Genomic DNA, 18,344 nt, shown 5'->3' with positions numbered 1-18,344 from the left:
CGGTGCCTCCTCGTCGAGTCATGTCGTCCTGGGACCCATCGTGCACCCGTTACCTGTAACGCGGTAGGTTTCGTTATCGTGCCGTAATATTCATCGTCCTCGGATGCCGTACGGTGACGCCATGAACGCCAGGGTCAGGAGCGAGGAGCGGCGCGCGGAGATCGTGCGGGCGGCGCTGGAAGTGATCGCCGAGCGCGGTTACCGGGGCGCGAGCCTGGCCGCGGTGGCGGAGCGCGTCGGGCTCACCCAGCAGGGGCTGCTGCACTACTTCCCGACCAAGGAGGCGCTGCTGGTCGCGGTGCTGAAGGAGCGGGACCAGTGGGACGCGGTGCCGGCCACCCGGTGGCGGATCGACCTCCTGGCCTCCCTGGTCGAGTACAACGCGATGCGCCCCGGCATCATCCAGACCTTCTCGGCGCTGCTGGGCGAGAGCGTGACGGAGGGCCACCCGGCGCGCGGGTACTTCACGGACCGCTACCGCCAGGTCCGGGAGAGCATGGCCGCGGTCCTGCGCACCGAGTACGGCGACCGCCTCCCGAACGGCCTGACCCCGGAGCGCACGGCCCCCCTCCTGGTCGCGGTGATGGACGGCCTCCAGTACCAGTGGCTGCTGGACCCGGACGCGGTGGACATGCCGGGCGCGTTCCGGGACTTCCTGGCACTGCTGGGCGAGGAGGCCTGAAGTAAGTACCGGGCTACCAGGGTTCATTCGCAGTGCTCTGGCCTTCAGGCCGGGGGTGAAGCGAATCTGCCGGTGTGCCGCGGAACGTCACCGGGTACGGCCGCCACGATCTCGATCTCGATCCGGGCCTCGGGACGGAAGAGCCGGGAGGCCTCGAAGGTCATGCTCGTCGGCGGGGTGCCGGTGAGGAACTCCCTTCGTACGGCGCCGTATTCGGGGAGCTCGTCGATGTCGGTCAGGTAGGTGCGGATGTTGACGATGTCGGCGAGGGTGCCGCCGTGGGCGCGCAGCAACGCGTCCAGCCCCTCGAAGATGCCGCGGGTCTGGTCGGCCACGGTCTCGCCCTCGGCTATCTGGCCGGAGACGAACAACAGGGCGCTGCCGTCGGGGTGTTCGACCCGGGCGACCTGGGAGTAGTAGGGGGTCGCGGGCTGCGGGGCGGTGGGCGGGTTGTTCAGCGTGACCTTCATGAAGGTGACGCTAGGCGGGGCCGTGGGATGCGACAAGCGAATGTCTAGCATGGGTGCCATGCCGAAAGCGCATCAGTCGGATCGTGAACCGGAGCTGTCCACCGTGTGGTTGAGGGCGTTCCTGGAGGTCGCCCGGCACGGTTCGTTCACCGTGGCCGCACGGGGGCTCGGGTGGACGCAGTCCGCCGTGTCGCGGCAGGTCGCCGCGCTGGAGGCGGCGCTCGGTGGTGGTCCGCTCTTCGACCGGCTGCCGCGCGGGGTGCGGCTGACCGAGGCCGGACGCGTCCTCGTCCCGTACGCCGAGACCGTCACCGAGGCCCTGCACGGCGCCGGGCGCGAGCTGGCCGCGCTGCGTGAAGTCGCGGGCGGGCGACTGCGGTTCGGGGCGTTCCCCACGGCCGACGCCGCGCTCGTGCCGCACGCCCTCGCCGCCTTCCGCGCCCGCCACCCCCGCGTCCGCCTCTCCCGCGAGGAGGGCCTCACCCCGCGCCTCCTGGAGCGGCTGGCCGCGGGCCACCTCGACCTGGCGGTCGTCTCCACGACACCCGGCGCGCCCCTGGAGTCGTACGACCTCCACCACCTCCTCGACGAGTCCCTGTACGTCGCCGTCCCGGCCAGCCATCCCCTCGCCCGCTCCGGCCCCGTCCGGCTCGGCCGGCTCGCCGACGCCGACTGGATCTCCGGCAGCCCCCGCCCCGAGGGCACCCTCCTGGACGCGGCCGTGCGCCAGGGCTTCCGCCCGCGCGTCGCCCACGTCGTCGGCGAGTGGACCGCCAAGCAGGGGTACGTCGCCGCGGGCCTCGGCGTGGCCCTGGTCCCGGCGCTGGCCGCCGAGTCGGTCCGCCCGGACGTCGTCCTGCTGCCGGTGCTCGACGAGGGCGCGCCGGCGCGGGCGGTGTACGCGGCGACGGCCCGGGGACGGACGCCGGCCCCGGCGGCCGAGGCCTTCGTCGCGGCGCTGCGGGAGGCGGCCGGGAAGATCCCCGCGCAGTGACCTCTTGGTGACCTCTTGGTGGCCTCTTTTCGGCCCGGCCCCGAACCACCCCCATGGCGTAGACCACTTCCGTCACGCGATACTGCGTCCGTCCGCACCACGCTCCCCCACCTCGGCGACGGAAGGACCTGAACTGCCTTGACTTCCCCACGTGTTCGGATGGTCGTCCTCGGACTGGCACTGACGGCGGGACTCGCCTCCCCCGCACCGGCGATGGCGGCCCGGTCCGCCGCCCCCTCCCCCACCGTCGAGGAACAGCGGCTCGACAAGGCCGTACCGCAGGAGATCCTCCGCCGGTCCGGGTTCGACGACGTGGCGCCGCGCCTGGAACGGGAGTTGGGCGACGCGCACTCGTACGCGCAGGCGCGGCGGATTCTCGTGCGCGAAGGGTCGGCGCTGTGGCGGCGGGCCGTGGACCGGGCGCAGGGGCGTGGTCCGGCGGGCGGGGATCTGAGCCGGGACGACGACCGGCCGCTGTACTGGGCGCGGCTCGGGATGACGCGGGAAGTGCGCACGTGGGAGCCGGAGTTCGGGCTGAGTGACGGACAACGGGCCTCGCTGCTCGACCAGTTGGAGAGGACCTCGCGCGGGCAGACGGACGTCCGGTATCCGCACGGCAAGAAGGGGATCAAGCGGATCCTCGTCACGGGCTTCGACCCCTTCACGCTCGACCGGGACATCCGCATCTCCAACCCGTCCGGGGCCACCGCGCTCGCCCTCGACGGCACGGTGATCCGGACGGCGGAGGGACCGGCGCGCATCGAGACCGTCGTGTTCCCCGTGCGCTGGCAGGACTTCGGCGACGGGACGGTGGAGCGGACGCTGCGGCCGTATCTGAAGAAGGTGGATCTGTTCACGACCGTGAGCCAGGGGCGGGTCGGGCGGTTCGACGTGGAGCGGACCAACGGGGCCTGGCGGGGCGGGTTCCCGGACAACGACAACATCGGGCAGACCGAGACGATCCCGGTGAGCGACCCGGCCTCGCAGCCGCAGTGGACGACGACCACTCTGCCGTACAAGGAGATCGTGGCCGCGGACACGGGGCGTTTCCCGGTGTACGACCACACCGAGGTGACCGAGATACCGGCGGGCGGTACGACTGCGGTGGTGCGGCCGGACGGGCCGACCGAGGGGTCGACCGCTCGGGCCGGTGGCGGCGGGAACTACCTCTCCAACGAGATCGCCTACCGCGCGACGCTGCTGCGGGACCGTCTCGGCCTGCACGACACGCTGCCCGGCGGCCATGTGCACACACCGGTGCTGGAGTTCGGCGCCGGGAACACCACGGAGGTCACCGACCCGCAGTTCGTGCAGAACCGGGTGGACATCATCGCGCAGGTGCGGTCGATCATCACCGTGGCGGCGGACGTGACGTTCAGGAAGTGATCGCCTGGTCCTCGTCCTGGTCCTCGTCCTGGCTCTCGTCCCCGGTGATCTCCTCGCCCAGCAGTTCGCGGGCCATCAGCGTCGCGCCCGCGACCGCGCCGGGCATCAGGAACACCGCGACGAACGGCACCACGAAGGCGAGGGCCAGCGGGGTGCCGAAGCCCCAGACCAGGGTCCTGCGGGAGCGCAGGAGGGCGAGGCGGGCGCGGAGTTCGACGTCCCGGCGCTGGAGGGCGACGGCGGTGAGTTCCTCGGTGAGGAAGAACCCGGTGACGAAGAAGCCGATCACGGGGACGACCGTCTGGCCGACGAGCGGGAGGAAGCCGCAGGCGAAGAGCAGGATGCCCCAGAGCAGGGCGCGTACGAGGACGCGGAGGCTGTCGCGGGCCGAGATCCACAGCTCGCGCCAGAGCGGGAGGCCGGACTCGGGGGCGGTGCCGTCCGGGGAGACGTCGCGGTCGACCTTCTCGGAGAGGTTCTCGTAGAAGGGCTGGCCGATCAGGAGCGTCACGGCGGTGAAGGTGAGGACGGCGAGGAGGAGACCGAGGGCGAACAGCACGGCGGTGAGGAAGCCGCGGAAGAGGCCCTGCCAGGGGCCGGACCAGTCGTCGGCGAAGGGGGTGGCCCAGCCGACGAAGTCCTCGCCCCACACCGCCAGCGCGACGAGCGCGGCGACGTACAGGACGAGGGTTATCAGCCCCGGCAGCAGGCCGAACCCGTACTGCCTGCCGTGCCGGGCCACCCAGCGTTGGCCCTTCAGGAGGTACGTGAAGCCGGCCCCGAGATCGCGCATGGGGAGGACTTTACCGGGGCGGGTTCGCACGCCCTCATGCCGGGGAAACGGCGACCACGATCCCCTGCTCGCCCGCCGGGCTCACCGCCGCCGACACCCGTACCGCCGTCGCCCTCGCGAAGCGGCCCGCTCGATTGGCGGCGGCCAGCAGCAGGGGCTGGAGTTGTTCCAGGGCCGACACCACGAGTTCCTCGCCCGCGATCAGTACCGGGCGGGCCGCCTTCGCCGTCGCCGCCGCTGCCTCCGTGAGGTCGGCCAGGGGCGGGAGGGTGGCCCGGACCACGCCCGCTCCGGCCGCCGCCGCGCGTTCCGCGAGGGCCACCTGGAGCGGCATCAGGGGAGCCAGCGCGGCCGTCAACGCGTCTGCTGTGCGCCGGAGTTCGGGGGACGAGTCGCGCAGTACGTCCGCCGCCGCCCGCAGCACCGGCGTCACCGCGAGCAGCGCCCCCGCCGCCACGCCCGCCGCGGCCGGCAGCAGCGGGGACGTCGCCTCGACCAGGTCGCCCATCGCGTCCGCGAACTCCTCGACGGCCGGTTCCACCGCGTCCAGCACCGGCAGCAGGCTGTCGCCGATGGCGGTGAGGAGGGCCTGGGCGGGTTCGCTGACGGGGTGGACGGCGAGCGGGGCGCCGCTCGTGCCGAGGCGGGTCAGGGTGTCGACGATGCGGTAGAAGGCCTCCTGGGCCTGCGGCGAGGCGCTCGCCTCGGCCAGTTCCGCGGTGGTCTCGCGCAGTACGCGCAGCACCTCCGCGCCGGAACCGTCCCGCGGGTCGAAGGTGTTGATCGCGATCCTGGTGATGTTCCCGGCCGTGTCCAGGAGTTGGCCGGTGATGTCGGTCGTGTTCCGTGCCATGCGCAGCACGTCGTCCCTGGTCGGGAGCGAAGGGATCGTAGCCATGGGCTCTCCTCGCCTCGCGGGCGTCGCCGGCGGTCCGACCCCAGCATGCCCCTTTCGGGGCGCCCGGTATGCGCCATCCGGGGTATCCGTGACGCCGACTCCCGCTTGGTGAGGTTGAGTCGAACGGGTACACCCCGCCGTACCGATCCAGGACGGGCGTTGATCACAATGGCCGGGAACAGCGGTTCAGGTGAGGAGAGCGGATGACTCAGGAGATCCACGGCACCGTCGCCGACGGCTACGAGGCGGTGCGCGAGGAGTTCGCCGCGTTCGTGGCGGGGGAACTGCCCGACTACGAGGGCCAGCTGTGCGCGTACCACCACGGCCGCAGAGTCGTCGACCTGTGGGCCGGCGAGGGCGTCGGACCGGACTCCCTCTACGGTGTGTTCTCGTCGACCAAGGGCGCCGCCCATCTGGTGGTCGCGCTCCTCGTCCAGGACGGCACGCTGGAGCTGGACCGCAAAGTGACCTACTACTGGCCGGAGTTCGGGGCCGAGGGCAAGGGTCAGCTGACCCTGCGCGAGCTGATCTCGCACCGGGCGGGGGTGGTCGGGCTGGACGCGGGCTTCACCGCGGACGAACTGGCCGACGACCGCGCGATCGCCGAACGGCTCGCGGACCAGAAGCCGTTCTGGCGTCCCGGCACGGCCTACGGCTACCACGCGTTCGTCATCGGCGCGCTCACCGGCGAGGTGGTGCGGCGGGCCACCGGCCGTACGCTCCAGGAGGTGTACGAGGAGCGGGTGCGCGCACCCTACGGGCTGGACTTCTACCTGGGGCTGCCCGAAGCGCTCGAACCGCGCTTCCGGTCGGTGCGGCCGATGGCTCCGACGCCGGTGCAGCAGGCCGAGCTGGACGCGGTTCCCCGGGGGCCGCACTCGCTGGCCTCGATCGCGTTCAACGCGCATGTGGCCGAGCCGACGGAGCTGGTGAACCACCCCAACTCCCGTACCGTGCGCGCCAAGGGCCCGGCGTCGGCGGGCGGAGTGGCCGCCGCGCGTGGCCTCGCCGGGATGTACGCGGCGGCGATCAGCGAGGTGACCGGGCGCCCGCCGCTGCTGAAGCCGGACACGGTGGCCGAGGTCGGCCAGATCCACTCGACCGGGTACGACCTGGTGGCCCGGGTGCACAAGTCCTTCGGGCTGGGCTTCCAGGCGGTCGCCGACTACGTGTACCCGTTCCTGGGCGCGGGCGCCTTCGGCCACAGCGGCGCGGGCGGCTCCCAGGCCTTCGCCGACCCCCGCAGCGGGGTCGCCTACGGCTATACGCGCCGCCGTTACGCCTACCCGGGCGGGGCGGCTCCGGAGAACGACCGGTTGGTGAGGGCGGTGCACACGGCGGCGCTGGCGAGCTGACAGCCGGGGTGAGGCCGCACCCCACGTCCTAGGGTGCGGCCCCTGCCGTACGCAACGAGCCGTGTCACACCAGCGTCACGCTGATGTTCCCGCGTGTCGCCTTCGAGTACGGGCAGACCTGGTGGGCCTTCTCCAGCAGGTCCCGTGCCGTCGCGGCGTCCACGTTCGGGATCGACGCCGCGATCTCGACGATGAGGCCGAAGCCGTCGTCGTTCCTGCCGATGCCGACCTTCGCGGTGACCGTGGAGCCGGCGATGTCGGCCTTCTCCTGCCGGGCGACGACGCCCAGGGCGCCCTGGAAGCAGGCGCTGTACCCGGCGGCGAACAGCTGCTCGGGGTTGGTGCCCTCGCCGCTGCCGCCCATCTCCTTGGGCGGGTTCACGACGACGTCGAGCCGGCCGTCCTCGGTGGCGACCCGGCCGTCACGGCCGTTCTCGGCGGTGGCGACGGCGGTGTAGAGGACGTCGGTCTGCTGGATGGACATGCGGTGTCTTCCTCCTCGGCCCGCCGCGACTCGCGCCCACGATCGACGACGGTTTCGGAAAGAAGTTACCGCATGCCGGAAATCCAGTGAAGACCTGCGGAGAGTGCCGTCAGAGCTTGACGATCATCTTCCCGGTGTTGTCGCCGCGCAGGACCCCGAGGAACGCCTCCAGGTTGTTCTCGATGCCCTCGACGACGGTCTCGCGGTACTTCAGCTGCCCGGAGGCCACCCACGGGCCGACCTCGGAGACGAACTGCGGCTGGAGGTCGTAGTGGTCGCCGACCAGGAAGCCCTCGATGCGGCCGCGGGTCTGGATGAGGCGGGCGAGGTTGCGCGGGCCCGGCGCGGGCTCGGTGTTGTTGTAGACGGAGATCATTCCGCAGACCGCGATCCGGCCGCCCTCGTTCAGGGAGCCGATCGCCGCCTCCAGGTGGTCGCCGCCGACGTTGTCGAAGTACACGTCGATGCCGTCCGGCGCGGCCTCGCGCAGCAGCGCGCTCACCTTGCCGGTCTTGTAGTTGAAGGCCGCGTCGAAGCCGTACTCCTCGACGAGCAGCTTGACCTTCTCGTCGGAGCCCGCCGAGCCGATGACCCGGGAGGCGCCCTTGAGCTTGGCGATCTGGCCGACCTGGCTGCCCACGGCACCCGCGGCGCCGGACACGAACACGGAGTCGCCCTCCTTGAAGGAGGCGGTGCGCAGCAGGCCGGCGTAGGCGGTGAGGCCGGTCATGCCGAGGACGCCGAGGTACGTCGACAGGGGCGCGGCCTCGGGGTCGACCTTGACGGCCTGCTTGGCGTCGATGGTGGCGTACTCCCGCCAGCCGCCGAAGTGCAGGACGTGGTCGCCGGGCGCGATGCCCTCGGCGCCGGACTCGACGACCTCGCCGACCGCCCCGCCCTGCATGACCTTGCCGAGCTCGAAGGGGGCGACGTACGACTTGGCGGCGCTCATGCGGCCGCGCATGTACGGGTCGACGGAGAGGTACTTGTTCCGCACGAGGACCTGCCCGTCACCGGGCCGCCGGACCTCCGCCTCGACCAGAGCGAAGTCCTCGGGCTTCGGCCAGCCCTCGGGGCGGCTGAGCAGGTGCCATTCGCGGTTGATCATGAGACGTGCCTTTCCTGGCGTGGGGGAAATGTTTCAGTACCTGAAACAACCATGCTCCTGAATATTTCAGGTTGTCAAGTAAAGGGGTACTCTGGAGCCATGCCCACCTCACAGTCCAGCCCAGCGAAGACCCGCCGCCCCGACGCCCTGACCATGGAGGTCGTCGAGCTGATCGGCGACGTCGTGGCCCGGTTCTACGCGGACTACGAGGAGGCCGCGGGCGAGCACGCGCTGACCGGCGCGCAGGCGCGGCTGCTCAGTCTGCTGTCCCTCGAACCGCTTCCCATGCGCAAGCTGGCGCAGAAGCTGAAGTGCGAGCCGTCGAACGTCACGGGGATCGTGGACCGGCTGGAGTCCCGCGGCCTGGTCGAGCGCCGCCCCGACCCGGCGGACCGGCGCGTGAAGCTGGCGGCGGCGACGGGCGAGGGCCTCCGGGTCGCCCGCGAACTGCGGGACGGCCTGCGCTTCGCGCGCGAGCCGCTGGCCGGGCTCTCGGACGAGGAGCGGCTGTCTTTGCGGGATTTGCTGCGGCGGATGCTGGATTCCTGAGCCAGGCACCCCGGGAGCGAGCCCTGTGGGCTCAGCTGCACCACCACAGGAACCGGGTGCACGTGGGTGACGGGTCCGGGCTCGGGGCGGATGTCGTCGGTGCCGAGGTGGCGGTGGGCGACTGGGCCGGGGTCGTGTCCGACGGGGACGTCGTCGAGGTGCCGGGGTTGGTGCCCGTGGTGGCCGACTGGGTGTCCTTGGACGGCTTGTCCTCGTCCTTGGTGTCCTTGGACTCCGAGGACGACGGCGACGCGGAGGCTTTCGCCGACGGGGAGTTGCTCGCGTCGCCGCTCTTCTTGCCGTCGCCCGGCCTGGCCGTGCGGCCGGCCTCCGCCGAGGCCGCGCCGTCCGCCGAGTCGTCACCGGTCGCGGCCGGCTTGGAGCTGGTGAAGGGGGCGTCTACGCCCAGTTCCGCGAGGCTGAGACCGGCCGCCGCGAGCAGGGCCGCCGTACTGATCAGCAGGGTCCGGCGCCGGCGTCTTCGGTGTGCCGCGGCTTTGCGATCGCGGCGGCTGGTACCGGCGGTGGGGCTGTCGTCCGGATCGACGTCGTCGAGGTCGGCCGGGTCGTGGGTCAGGACGTCCGTGTCGGCGCCGTGCCGCTCCTGCACGCCGGCGGACCGCCCCCGGGCCTTCCGGCGCGCGGCACGGCCGGGGCCCGCCACGACGGCCGCCTGCTGAAGCTCCGGCTGCGGTTCGTGGCGCGTCTGCGCGGGCACCCGCGGGGGCGCCTGGTGGGCGCGTATCTCTTCGGCAGAGGTACCGCACCCCGGGCAGGCGAGGGCGCCGTTGAGGTGCCGTCGGCACGGGAGGCAGTAGTCCATGACGCGGGAAGAGTAAGTTCCGCACAGGGATTGTTCATAGCCACAGCTGTGAAAGTTGTGTAGGGAACTGCCCGTTCCGGCGCGGCGAGTTGAGGACTTCGCCCGAGTTCTCCCGGGCATCTTTCCCGATCGCACCGAAACCGCCGCCGAAAGCCGTGTCGAAAGCGGTGTCGAAACCGTTATGTGTTCGACCCATTGACACTCCTGCCGCCCCGTCCTTACTGTCACGCCAGCATTTCGAACGTGTGACGAAATCTCGAACAGCTGAGGGGCAATCTCCGTGCGTATCACCGGAATCAGCACACACGTGGTCGGGACGCCGTGGCGCAACCTGACGTACGTACAGGTGCACACCGACGAGGGGATCACGGGAGTCGGCGAGACCCGGATGCTGGGCCACACCGACGCGCTGATCGGCTATCTGCGGGAGGCCGAGGCCAACCACATTCTGGGCTCCGACCCGTTCGCCGTGGAAGACCTCGTGCGGCGGATGAAGTACGGCGACTACGGCCGGGCCGGCGAGATCGTGATGTCCGGCATCGCGGTGATCGAGATGGCCTGCTGGGACATCAAGGGCAAGGCCCTCGGCGTGCCGGTCTGGCAGCTGCTCGGCGGCAAGGTCACCGACAAGGTCAAGGCGTACGCCAACGGCTGGTACACCACGGAGCGGACCCCGGAGGCGTACCACAAGGCCGCGCAGGGCGTCATGGAGCGCGGGTACAAGGCGCTGAAGATCGACCCGTTCGGCACCGGGCACTTCGAGCTGGACCACGAGCAGACCCTGTACGCCGTCTCCCTCATCGAGGCCGTGCGCGACGCCATCGGGCCGGACGCCGAGCTGATGCTGGAGATGCACGGCCGCTTCTCCCCGGCCACCGCGGTCCGGCTCGCGAACGAGCTCGCGCCCTTCAAGCCCGCGTGGCTGGAGGAGCCCTGCCCGCCGGAGAACCTGAAGGCGCTGGAGAAGGTCGCCGCCAAGGTCGACATCCCGGTCGCCACCGGTGAGCGCATCCACGACCGCATCGAGTTCCGCGAGCTCTTCGAGAGCCAGGCCGTCGACATCATCCAGCCCGACGTCGGTCACATCGGCGGCATCTGGGAGACGCGCAAGCTCGCCGCGACCGCCGAGACCCACTACATGCTCGTGGCGCCGCACAACGTCGGTGGTTCCGTGCTCACCGCGGCCTCCCTCCAGGTCGGCTTCACCTCCCCCAACTTCAAGATCCTGGAGCACTTCAACGACTTCGCGGACGCGGAGATCAAGAAGGTGGTCAAGGGGGCGCCGGAGGTAGTGGACGGCTACTTCCACCTGACCGACCGGCCCGGTCTCGGTGTCGAGTTCGACGCGGACGCCGCCGCCGAGTTCCCGCAGCAGCAGGCCCGCTTCGACCTGTGGGCCGAGGGCTGGGAGCAGCGCAAGCCGAAGGGCACGAAGTGAGCTCCCAGGTCGTCATCGAGGCACCGGGCGAGCACCGGGTCACCTCGCACGAACCGCGCCGGCCGGAGGCCGGGGAGGCGCTGGTGCGCGTCCACGCGGTCGGCATCTGCGGCAGCGACCGCGAGGTGTACCAGGGCAACCGGCCCGAGGGGTACGTGCGTTACCCCCTCACCCCCGGCCACGAGTGGTCCGGGACGGTCGAGGCGGTCGGTGCCGGTGTCCCCGAGAGCCTGGTCGGCCGCAAGGTGGTCGGTGAGGGCTTCCGCAACTGCCAGGTGTGCGACCGCTGCCACGCGGGCGAGACCACGCTGTGCGGCGCGGGGTACGAGGAGACCGGGTTCACCCAGCCGGGCGCGATGGCGACCACGCTCACGCTGCCCGCGCGGCTGCTGCACGTCCTGCCGGACGACGCCGACCTGACGGCCGCCGCCCTGCTGGAGCCGGCCGCCTGCATCGCGGCCGCCGCGATCAAGGCGCATGCCCTGCCGGGCGAGCGCGTCGCGGTCGTCGGCACGGGCACGCTGGGGATGTTCGCCGTTCAGTTCCTGAAGGCGGGCTCGCCGGCCGAGCTGCTCGTGGTGGGGACCCGACCCGACCGCGCGGAGCTTTCGAAAACTTTCGGCGCCACCGACTTCCGTACCAGGGACCAGGAACTCCCCGACGACTTCGACGTCGTCATCGAGACCGCCGGGTCCGCCTCCGCCGCCCGTACCGCCGCCTCGCTGCTCCGGCGCGGCGGACGCCTGGTCCTCACGGGGATCCCGGCGCCGGGCGCCGAGGGTCTCGACCCGACGGACCTGGTGGTACGGCAGCTGGAGGTGCACACCGTCTTCGGTGCGCCGCCGGACGCCTGGGCGCACACGGTGCGGGTGTTCGGCGCCGGGCTGCTCGACCCGCTGCCGCTGGTCACCCACGAGCTGCCGCTGGACGAGTTCCCGCACGCCATCGAGCTGGTCGGATCCGGCGATCCCAAGGTGGGCAAGGTGCTGCTCCGCCCCTAAGACGTACGCCGGTACGGGGGCGACCTGACGGTCCCCGTACCGGCGTACACCCAGAGCCTTCTCATACCCAGAGCCGCGAACCTTGTCCGAAATATCGAACACGAAGGACAGCTTGTGACGACCGACGCCTCCGTTACGGCGGCCCGCCGACCCGGTGAGCAGGCGCTCGCCGCCCTCGGCCTGGGCGCGCCCGCCCTCGACCCCGCCGACGCCTCCCCGCACGCCTTCCCCGGCGGCGGCAAGTGGCGCACCGAGATCCCCTCGTGCGAGGGTCCCGAAGCGCTGGCCGTCGTCCTCAAGGAGTCCTCGCGCCTGGACGTGCCGATCCACCGGATCAGCCAGGGCAGCGGTGTGTGGATGCTCAGCGACTCCGAGATCACCGAGATGGTCGAGGCGACCGGTGAACGGGACATCGAGCTCTGCCTGTTCACCGGCCCGCGCGGCACCTGGGACATCGGCGGCTCGGTGCGCTCCGACTCGCGGGGGGCCGGACTGCGCGCACGCGGACACGACGCCGTCGCCGGGTGTGTCGAAGACGCCGTCCGCGCAACGGAGTTGGGCGTCAAGTGCCTGCTCGTCGCCGACGAGGGCGTGCTGTGGACGCTGCACCGCGCGCGGCAGACCGGGATCATCCCGGCCGACACCACGCTGAAGGTGTCGGCGCTGATCGGACCGGTCAACCCGGCCTCGTACGCGGTGTACGAGCGGCTCGGCGCCGACTCCCTCAACGTGCCCAGCGACCTGACGCTGGATCACCTCACCGAGATCCGGCGGGTCTCCGCCGCCCCCATGGACATGTACATCGAGGCCCCCGACGACCTCGGCGGCTACATCCGGATGTACGAGGTCGCCGAGCTCATCCGGCGCGGCGCACCGCTCTACCTGAAGTTCGGCCTGTCCAGGGCTCCCGGCATCTACCCGTGGGGCACCCACCTGCGGGACGTGACCCTGGACACCGCCCGGGAGCGGGTGCGGCGCGGCCGCCTCGCCCTCGACCTGCTCGCCCGGCACGGTGCGGACGGCGACATGGCGCCGCTCGGCTCCCGGTTGCCCGGAACGCTCAACCGCTTCCCCACCGAGGCCTGAACCACCTCTCAACCTCTCAACGTCGAGAAGAACAGGGACTGATCACCATGCGCACTCGCAGAAGCGCCCTCACCCTCATAGCCGGAGCCGCCTCCCTCGCCCTCACGCTGACCGCCTGTGGTCAGAGCAGTGAGGGCGGCAGCAAGGAGAGCTCGGGCAGTGCCAAGGGCGGCACCATCGGTATCGCGATGCCCACCAAGTCCTCCGAGCGCTGGATCGCCGACGGCAAGAACGTCGTCAAGGACCTTGAGGCCAAGGGCTACAAGACCAAGCTGGTCTACGGCGAGGACGACCCCGACCAGCAGGTCTCGCAGATCGAGAACCTGATCACGCAGGGTGTCAAGGGCCTGATCGTCGCGGCCATCGACAACAAGTCGCTCAACAACGTGCTCCAGCAGGCCGCGGACGCGAAGATCCCGGTGATCGCCTACGACCGCCTCATCCTCGGTACGAAGAACGTCGACTACTACGCGTCCTTCGACAACACCAAGGTCGGTGAGCTGCAGGCCAGTTACATCGTCGACAAGCTGGGCCTGAAGAACGGCAAGGGCCCCTTCAACATCGAGCTGTTCGCCGGCTCCAACGACGACAACAACACCAAGTACTTCTTCAACGGCGCGATGAGCGTGCTCCAGCCGTACATCGACAGCAAGAAGCTCGTGGTCAAGTCCGGCCAGACCAAGCTCACCCAGGTCACCACGCTGCGCTGGGACGGTGCCACCGCCCAGAAGCGCATGGAGGACATCCTGACCTCCACGTACAGCAGCGCCAAGGTGGACGCGGTGCTGTCGCCGTACGACGGCATCTCGATCGGTATCCTCGCCGCCCTGAAGTCGGACGGCTACGGCTCCTCCAGCAAGCCGCTTCCGGTCATCACCGGCCAGGACGCCGAGCTCGCCTCGGTGAAGTCGATCATCGCGGGCGAGCAGACGCAGACCGTCTACAAGGACACCCGCAAGCTCGCGGACGTGGCCGCGAACATGGTCGACGACGTGCTCAACGGCAAGAAGCCGGAGACCAACGACACCAAGACCTACGACAACGGCACCAAGGTCGTGCCCGCCTACCTGCTCCAGCCGGTGAGCGTCGACAAGACCAACTACACGAAGGAACTGGTCGACACCGGCTACTACACGGCCGCCGAGCTCAAGTAGTCGTCCCCGTCGGTGAGAAGACCGGCCATTCCTACGGATTGAAAGGGCACACCATGGCGGGACCCGTCCTGGAAATGCGCTCGATCGTCAAGACCTTTCCCGGCGTCAAAGCGCTGTCGGACGTCACGCTGACCGTCCGTCAGGGCGAGGTCCATGCCATCTGCGGCGAGAACGGCGCCGGAAAGTCCACCCTGATGAAGGTGCTCTCCGGCGTCCATCCGCACGGCACCTACGAGGGCGAGATCCTCTTCGAGGGAGAGGTCTGCTCGTTCAAGGACATCCGGGCGAGCGAGCACCACGGCATCGTGATCATCCATCAGGAGCTGGCCCTGGTGCCGTTCCTGTCGATCGCGGAGAACATCTTCCTCGGCAACGAACACGCCTCCGGCGGGTTCATCAACTGGAACGAGACGCTCAAGCACGCCACCGAGCTGCTGCGCCGGGTCGGTCTCAACGACCACCCGGAGACCCGGATCGCCGACATCGGCGTGGGCAAGCAGCAGCTGGTGGAGATCGCCAAGGCGCTGTCGAAGAAGGTGAAGCTGCTCATCCTCGACGAGCCGACCGCGGCTCTCAACGACGAGGACAGCGGCAAACTCCTGGACCTGATCCTGGAGTTGAAGAAGCAGGGCATCACCTCGATCATCATCTCCCACAAGCTCAACGAGATCCGGCGGGTCGCCGACTCGGTGACGATCCTGCGCGACGGCCGGTCCATCGAGACCCTGGACGTCAAGGCGCCGGAGACCACCGAGGACCGGATCATCTCCGGCATGGTCGGCCGCGACCTCGACCACCGCTTCCCCGACCGCACCCCGTACCAGGGCGAGGCGGACGCGGCACCCGCGCTGGAGATCCGCAACTGGACCGTGCACCACCCGATCGACCAGCAGCGCAAGGTCGTCGACGATGTGTCGATCAACGTGCGCCGCGGGGAGATCGTCGGTATCGCGGGCCTGATGGGCGCCGGCCGCACCGAGCTCGCGATGAGCGTGTTCGGGCGCACCTACGGCCGGCACGCGGGCGGCCAGGTCTTCAAGGACGGCAGGGAGATCCGTACGAAGACCGTCGCCGAGGCGGTCCAGCACGGCATCGCGTACGTCACCGAGGACCGCAAGCACTACGGCCTCAACCTCATCGACAACATCAACCGGAACATCTCGCTGACCGCCCTGGGCAAGGTCGCGAAGCGCGGTGTGGTGGACGAGCACGAGGAGCGGAAGGTCGCCGAGCGCTTCCGCAAGTCGATGAACATCAAGGCGCCGACCGTCTTCGAGACGGTGGGCCGGCTGTCCGGCGGCAACCAGCAGAAGGTCGTCCTCAGCAAGTGGATCTTCGCGGGTCCCGAGGTGCTGATCCTGGACGAGCCGACGCGCGGGATCGACGTGGGTGCCAAGTACGAGATCTACACGGTCATCGACCAGCTGGCCGCCGAGGGCAAGGCGGTCGTCTTCATCTCCTCCGAGCTGCCCGAGCTGCTCGGCATGTGCGACCGCATCTACACCATGGCCGCCGGACGGCTCACGGGCGAGGTCCCGCGGGCCGAGGCCACGCAGGAAGTGCTGATGCGCCAGATGACGAAGGACAAAGAGGTAACCCGATGAGCACCGATGTGACGGACAAGGTCCCGGCCTCGGCGCCGCCCGGCAAGAGCGGGGGGACGGCCGCCGACGGCAACCTGCTGCAGCTGATCCTGGGCGGGCTGCGCCGCAACATGCGGCAGTACGGCATGCTGATCGCGCTCGGCCTGATCGTGGTCCTGTTCCAGGTGTGGACCGGCGGCGACCTGCTGCTGCCGCGCAACGTCTCCAACCTGGTGCTGCAGAACAGCTACATCCTGATCCTCGCGATCGGCATGATGCTGGTGATCATCGCGGGGCACATCGACCTGTCGGTCGGGTCGCTGACGGCGTTCGTCGGCGCGTTCGCGGCCGTGCTGACGGTCCAGCACAGTGTGGCCTGGCCGGTCGCGCTGGTGCTGTGCCTGCTGGTGGGCGCGGTCGCGGGTGCCCTGCAGGGCTTCCTGATCGCCTATCTCGGCATACCGTCCTTCATCGTCACCCTGGCCGGCATGCTGCTCTTCCGCGGTCTGACGGAGATCTTCCTCCAGGGCCAGACCCTCGGCCCGTTCCCGAACGGCCTGCAGAAGCTCGGCAACGGGTTCCTGCCCGAGGTCGGCCCGAACACCAACTACCACAACCTGACGCTTCTCCTGGGCATCGTGCTCCTTGCCTTCGTGGTCTACCAGGAGGTCCGCGACCGCCGGCGCGAGCAGGAGTTCTCGCTCGACGTGCTGCCCAGGAACGCCTTCCTGCTCAAGCTCGTCGCCATCGCCGCCGCGATCATCGCGGTCACCATGATCCTCGCCAGCTACCAGGGCGCGCCGATCATCCTGATCGTCCTCGGTGTGCTCGTGGTCGGTTACGGCTACGTCATGCGCAACGCGGTCTTCGGCCGGCACATCTACGCGATCGGCGGCAACCTGCCGGCGGCGAAGCTGTCCGGCGTCAAGGACAAGAAGGTCACCTTCTTCGTCTTCCTGAACATGGGCGTGCTCGCGGCCCTGGCGGGTCTGGTGGTCGCCGCCCGCCTGAACGCGGCCTCGCCGAAGGCGGGTCTGAACTTCGAGCTCGAAGCCATCGCCTCGTCGTTCATCGGTGGCGCGTCCATGAGCGGCGGTGTGGGTACCGTCCTGGGTGCGATCATCGGTGGTCTCGTCCTCGGCGTGCTGAACAACGGTATGAACCTCCTCAGCGTCGGCACCGACTGGCAACAGGTCATCAAGGGCCTCGCCCTGCTGGCCGCGGTCGGGTTCGACGTGTGGAACAAGCGCAAGTCCGGTTCGTAAGTCAGCTCGGGCCCCGTCGCGAGGCGGCGGGGCCCCACCCCTTTACGGGAGCCGCAACATGGAACTGAACAGACGCACTGTCATCGCAGGAGCCGCGGCCGCGGGCATCGCCGCCACCACCCTCGGCACGGGCACGGCCCAGGCGGCCTCGGGAGGAAAGAAGCCGGTGAAGGAGCTCTTCGGCAAGCTCGCCGACGGCACGAAGGTCTACCGCTGGTCGCTGGAGAACGGCGGCACCCGGCTGAAGGTCCTCAACTGGGGCGGTGTGGTCCAGGGTCTGGAGATCCCGGACCGGCGCGGCCACTACGCCAACGTCTCCCTCGGCTTCGACAACATCGAGGACTACGTCGCCAAGACCCCGTACTTCGGCGCCCTGATCGGCCGGTACGGCAACCGCATCGCCAAGGGCCAGTTCACCCTGGACGGCAAGACGTACCAGCTGTCCGTGAACGACGGCGTCAACAGCCTGCACGGCGGCACGCAGGGCTTCGACAAGCACATCTGGGACGTCGAGCCGTTCACCAAGGGCTCCGACGTCGGTCTGGTGTTGCACTACACCAGCATCGACGGCGAGATGGGCTACCCGGGCACGCTCAAGGCGAAGGTGACGTACACCCTCACCAAGCACGGCGACTGGCGCATCGACTACGAGGCCACCACCGACAAGGCCACCGTGGTCAACCTCACCAGCCACGTCTACTGGAACCTCGCCGGCGAGGGCAGCGGCACGATCGAGGACCACGAGCTCTCGATCGCCGCCGGCCGCTACACGCCCACCGACACGGGCCTCATCCCGACCGGCGAACTGGCGAAGGTCGCCGGCACGCCCTTCGACTTCCGCAAGACCAAGACGGTCGGCCGCGACATCCGCGACGGCCACGTCCAGCAGGTGCAGGCCAAGGGCTACGACCACAACTGGGTGCTCGACAAGGGCATCACGGCCAAGCCCGAGCACGTCGCGACCCTGCGCGACCCGCGTTCCGGCCGCACCCTGAAGATCGCCACCGACCAGCCGGGGCTGCAGTTCTACTCCGGCAACTTCCTCGACGGCACGCTCACCGGAACGGGCGGCAAGACCTACCGCCAGGGTGACGCGCTGTGCCTGGAGACACAGCACTTCCCGGACTCGCCGAACCACGCGAACTTCCCGTCGACGGTGCTGCGACCGGGGCAGACGTACCGGACGACGACGGTCCACACCTTCGGCTGCTGACCCGCATCCGGCAGGAAGGCGGCCTGTGCTGTGCGCACGGGCCGCCTTTTCGTTCGCCGCGA

The 18,344-nt window shown here is 70.0% G+C and carries 18 protein-coding genes; 12 read left to right on the top strand and 6 right to left on the bottom strand.

All coding sequences use genetic code 11. The features are described from left to right. Window positions 1-103: 103 nt before the first annotated feature. Window positions 104-682, top strand: coding sequence for a TetR/AcrR family transcriptional regulator (locus MQP27_RS02450; protein WP_242760386.1), 579 nt, complete (start codon window positions 104-106; stop codon window positions 680-682). A 44-nt stretch (window positions 683-726) separates the two neighbouring features. Here the strand turns inward: MQP27_RS02450 and MQP27_RS02445 are convergent, their stop codons facing one another. Beyond that, window positions 727-1,152 carry a RidA family protein gene (locus MQP27_RS02445; protein ID WP_242760384.1) on the bottom strand — a complete coding sequence of 142 codons (426 nt, stop codon included), beginning with the start codon at window positions 1,150-1,152 and terminating at the stop codon, window positions 727-729. 49 nt (window positions 1,153-1,201) lie between these two features. Between MQP27_RS02445 and MQP27_RS02440 the strand changes: the two genes are divergently transcribed. Both MQP27_RS02440 and MQP27_RS02435 read left to right on the top strand, forming a co-directional pair. Then, on the top strand, window positions 1,202-2,146 hold the full coding sequence (locus MQP27_RS02440; RefSeq protein ID WP_372511124.1) for a LysR family transcriptional regulator: 945 nt from the start codon (window positions 1,202-1,204) through the stop codon (window positions 2,144-2,146). A gap of 138 nt (window positions 2,147-2,284) precedes the next feature. Continuing rightward, a complete protein-coding gene (locus MQP27_RS02435; RefSeq protein WP_242760373.1) occupies window positions 2,285-3,532 on the top strand; it encodes a pyroglutamyl-peptidase I in 1,248 nt (415 codons plus the stop codon). Here the strand turns inward: MQP27_RS02435 and MQP27_RS02430 are convergent. After that, entirely contained in the window at window positions 3,522-4,325 is an 804-nt protein-coding gene (locus MQP27_RS02430) for an EI24 domain-containing protein (protein WP_242760371.1), read from the bottom strand. The two genes, MQP27_RS02435 and MQP27_RS02430, sit on opposite strands and share 11 nt — an antisense overlap. A gap of 34 nt (window positions 4,326-4,359) precedes the next feature. After that, window positions 4,360-5,223: a hypothetical protein gene (locus MQP27_RS02425; RefSeq protein ID WP_242760369.1), complete on the bottom strand. Its 864-nt coding sequence runs from the start codon at window positions 5,221-5,223 to the stop codon at window positions 4,360-4,362. 203 nt (window positions 5,224-5,426) lie between these two features. Here MQP27_RS02425 and MQP27_RS02420 point away from each other — a divergent pair, with 203 nt between their 5' ends. Then, on the top strand, window positions 5,427-6,578 hold the full coding sequence (locus MQP27_RS02420) for a serine hydrolase domain-containing protein (RefSeq protein WP_242760367.1): 1,152 nt from the start codon (window positions 5,427-5,429) through the stop codon (window positions 6,576-6,578). Window positions 6,579-6,642: 64 nt separating this feature from the next. Here the strand turns inward: MQP27_RS02420 and MQP27_RS02415 are convergent, their stop codons facing one another. After that, on the bottom strand, window positions 6,643-7,062 hold the full coding sequence (locus MQP27_RS02415) for an organic hydroperoxide resistance protein (protein WP_242760364.1): 420 nt from the start codon (window positions 7,060-7,062) through the stop codon (window positions 6,643-6,645). Between the two features lie 109 nt (window positions 7,063-7,171). Continuing rightward, window positions 7,172-8,170 (bottom strand): NADP-dependent oxidoreductase, encoded by a 999-nt coding sequence (locus MQP27_RS02410; RefSeq protein ID WP_242760356.1) that lies wholly within the window; start codon window positions 8,168-8,170, stop codon window positions 7,172-7,174. Window positions 8,171-8,269: 99 nt separating this feature from the next. On the opposite strand from MQP27_RS02410, the gene MQP27_RS02405 reads away from it, so the two are divergent. Further along, window positions 8,270-8,719: a MarR family winged helix-turn-helix transcriptional regulator gene (locus MQP27_RS02405; RefSeq protein WP_242760354.1), complete on the top strand. Its 450-nt coding sequence runs from the start codon at window positions 8,270-8,272 to the stop codon at window positions 8,717-8,719. Between the two features lie 31 nt (window positions 8,720-8,750). Here MQP27_RS02405 and MQP27_RS02400 read toward each other — a convergent pair whose 3' ends face one another. Beyond that, entirely contained in the window at window positions 8,751-9,542 is a 792-nt protein-coding gene (locus tag MQP27_RS02400) for an SCO2400 family protein (RefSeq protein WP_242760344.1), read from the bottom strand. 280 nt (window positions 9,543-9,822) lie between these two features. Between MQP27_RS02400 and MQP27_RS02395 the strand changes: the two genes are divergently transcribed. The 7 genes from MQP27_RS02395 (at window position 9,823) to MQP27_RS02365 (ending at window position 18,282) form a co-directional block, all read left to right on the top strand. Then, window positions 9,823-10,980 carry a mandelate racemase/muconate lactonizing enzyme family protein gene (locus MQP27_RS02395; protein ID WP_242760342.1) on the top strand — a complete coding sequence of 386 codons (1,158 nt, stop codon included), beginning with the start codon at window positions 9,823-9,825 and terminating at the stop codon, window positions 10,978-10,980. Next, window positions 10,977-11,981: a zinc-dependent alcohol dehydrogenase gene (locus MQP27_RS02390; RefSeq protein WP_242760340.1), complete on the top strand. Its 1,005-nt coding sequence runs from the start codon at window positions 10,977-10,979 to the stop codon at window positions 11,979-11,981. Before MQP27_RS02395 ends, MQP27_RS02390 begins: the two co-directional genes overlap by 4 nt. A 114-nt stretch (window positions 11,982-12,095) precedes the next feature. Then, window positions 12,096-13,067, top strand: a complete 972-nt coding sequence (locus tag MQP27_RS02385; protein ID WP_242760332.1) for a hypothetical protein — start codon at window positions 12,096-12,098, stop codon at window positions 13,065-13,067. Between the two features lie 47 nt (window positions 13,068-13,114). Then, entirely contained in the window at window positions 13,115-14,221 is a 1,107-nt protein-coding gene (chvE, locus tag MQP27_RS02380; protein WP_242760330.1) for a multiple monosaccharide ABC transporter substrate-binding protein, read from the top strand. Between the two features lie 53 nt (window positions 14,222-14,274). Next, window positions 14,275-15,825: a multiple monosaccharide ABC transporter ATP-binding protein gene (mmsA, locus tag MQP27_RS02375; protein WP_242760308.1), complete on the top strand. Its 1,551-nt coding sequence runs from the start codon at window positions 14,275-14,277 to the stop codon at window positions 15,823-15,825. Beyond that, on the top strand, window positions 15,822-17,069 hold the full coding sequence (mmsB, locus tag MQP27_RS02370; protein WP_242760306.1) for a multiple monosaccharide ABC transporter permease: 1,248 nt from the start codon (window positions 15,822-15,824) through the stop codon (window positions 17,067-17,069). The genes mmsA and mmsB overlap by 4 nt, the downstream gene beginning before the upstream one ends. A 58-nt stretch (window positions 17,070-17,127) precedes the next feature. Then, on the top strand, window positions 17,128-18,282 hold the full coding sequence (locus tag MQP27_RS02365) for an aldose epimerase family protein (protein ID WP_242760304.1): 1,155 nt from the start codon (window positions 17,128-17,130) through the stop codon (window positions 18,280-18,282). The last annotated feature ends 62 nt before the right edge of the window (window positions 18,283-18,344 follow it).

The organism is Streptomyces cylindrosporus (genome assembly GCF_022698165.1).
Classification (GTDB): domain Bacteria; phylum Actinomycetota; class Actinomycetes; order Streptomycetales; family Streptomycetaceae; genus Streptomyces; species Streptomyces cylindrosporus.
Note: the sequence above shows the minus strand (reverse complement) of the source record. Positions and strands in the feature narration are given on the sequence as shown.

Bases quoted from the DNA above. Each gene is read 5' to 3' on its own strand.
- MQP27_RS02450 (WP_242760386.1), top strand. From the start codon at position 104: ATGCCGTACGGTGACGCCATGAACGCCAGGGTCAGGAGCGAGGAGCGG.
- MQP27_RS02445 (WP_242760384.1), bottom strand. From the start codon at position 1,152: ATGAAGGTCACGCTGAACAACCCGCCCACCGCCCCGCAGCCCGCGACC.
- MQP27_RS02440 (WP_372511124.1), top strand. From the start codon at position 1,202: ATGGGTGCCATGCCGAAAGCGCATCAGTCGGATCGTGAACCGGAGCTG.
- MQP27_RS02430 (WP_242760371.1), bottom strand. From the start codon at position 4,325: ATGCGCGATCTCGGGGCCGGCTTCACGTACCTCCTGAAGGGCCAACGC.
- MQP27_RS02425 (WP_242760369.1), bottom strand. From the start codon at position 5,223: ATGGCTACGATCCCTTCGCTCCCGACCAGGGACGACGTGCTGCGCATG.
- MQP27_RS02420 (WP_242760367.1), top strand. From the start codon at position 5,427: ATGACTCAGGAGATCCACGGCACCGTCGCCGACGGCTACGAGGCGGTG.
- MQP27_RS02415 (WP_242760364.1), bottom strand. From the start codon at position 7,062: ATGTCCATCCAGCAGACCGACGTCCTCTACACCGCCGTCGCCACCGCC.
- MQP27_RS02410 (WP_242760356.1), bottom strand. From the start codon at position 8,170: ATGATCAACCGCGAATGGCACCTGCTCAGCCGCCCCGAGGGCTGGCCG.
- MQP27_RS02405 (WP_242760354.1), top strand. From the start codon at position 8,270: ATGCCCACCTCACAGTCCAGCCCAGCGAAGACCCGCCGCCCCGACGCC.
- MQP27_RS02400 (WP_242760344.1), bottom strand. From the start codon at position 9,542: ATGGACTACTGCCTCCCGTGCCGACGGCACCTCAACGGCGCCCTCGCC.
- chvE (WP_242760330.1), top strand. From the start codon at position 13,115: ATGCGCACTCGCAGAAGCGCCCTCACCCTCATAGCCGGAGCCGCCTCC.
- mmsA (WP_242760308.1), top strand. From the start codon at position 14,275: ATGGCGGGACCCGTCCTGGAAATGCGCTCGATCGTCAAGACCTTTCCC.
- mmsB (WP_242760306.1), top strand. From the start codon at position 15,822: ATGAGCACCGATGTGACGGACAAGGTCCCGGCCTCGGCGCCGCCCGGC.
- MQP27_RS02365 (WP_242760304.1), top strand. From the start codon at position 17,128: ATGGAACTGAACAGACGCACTGTCATCGCAGGAGCCGCGGCCGCGGGC.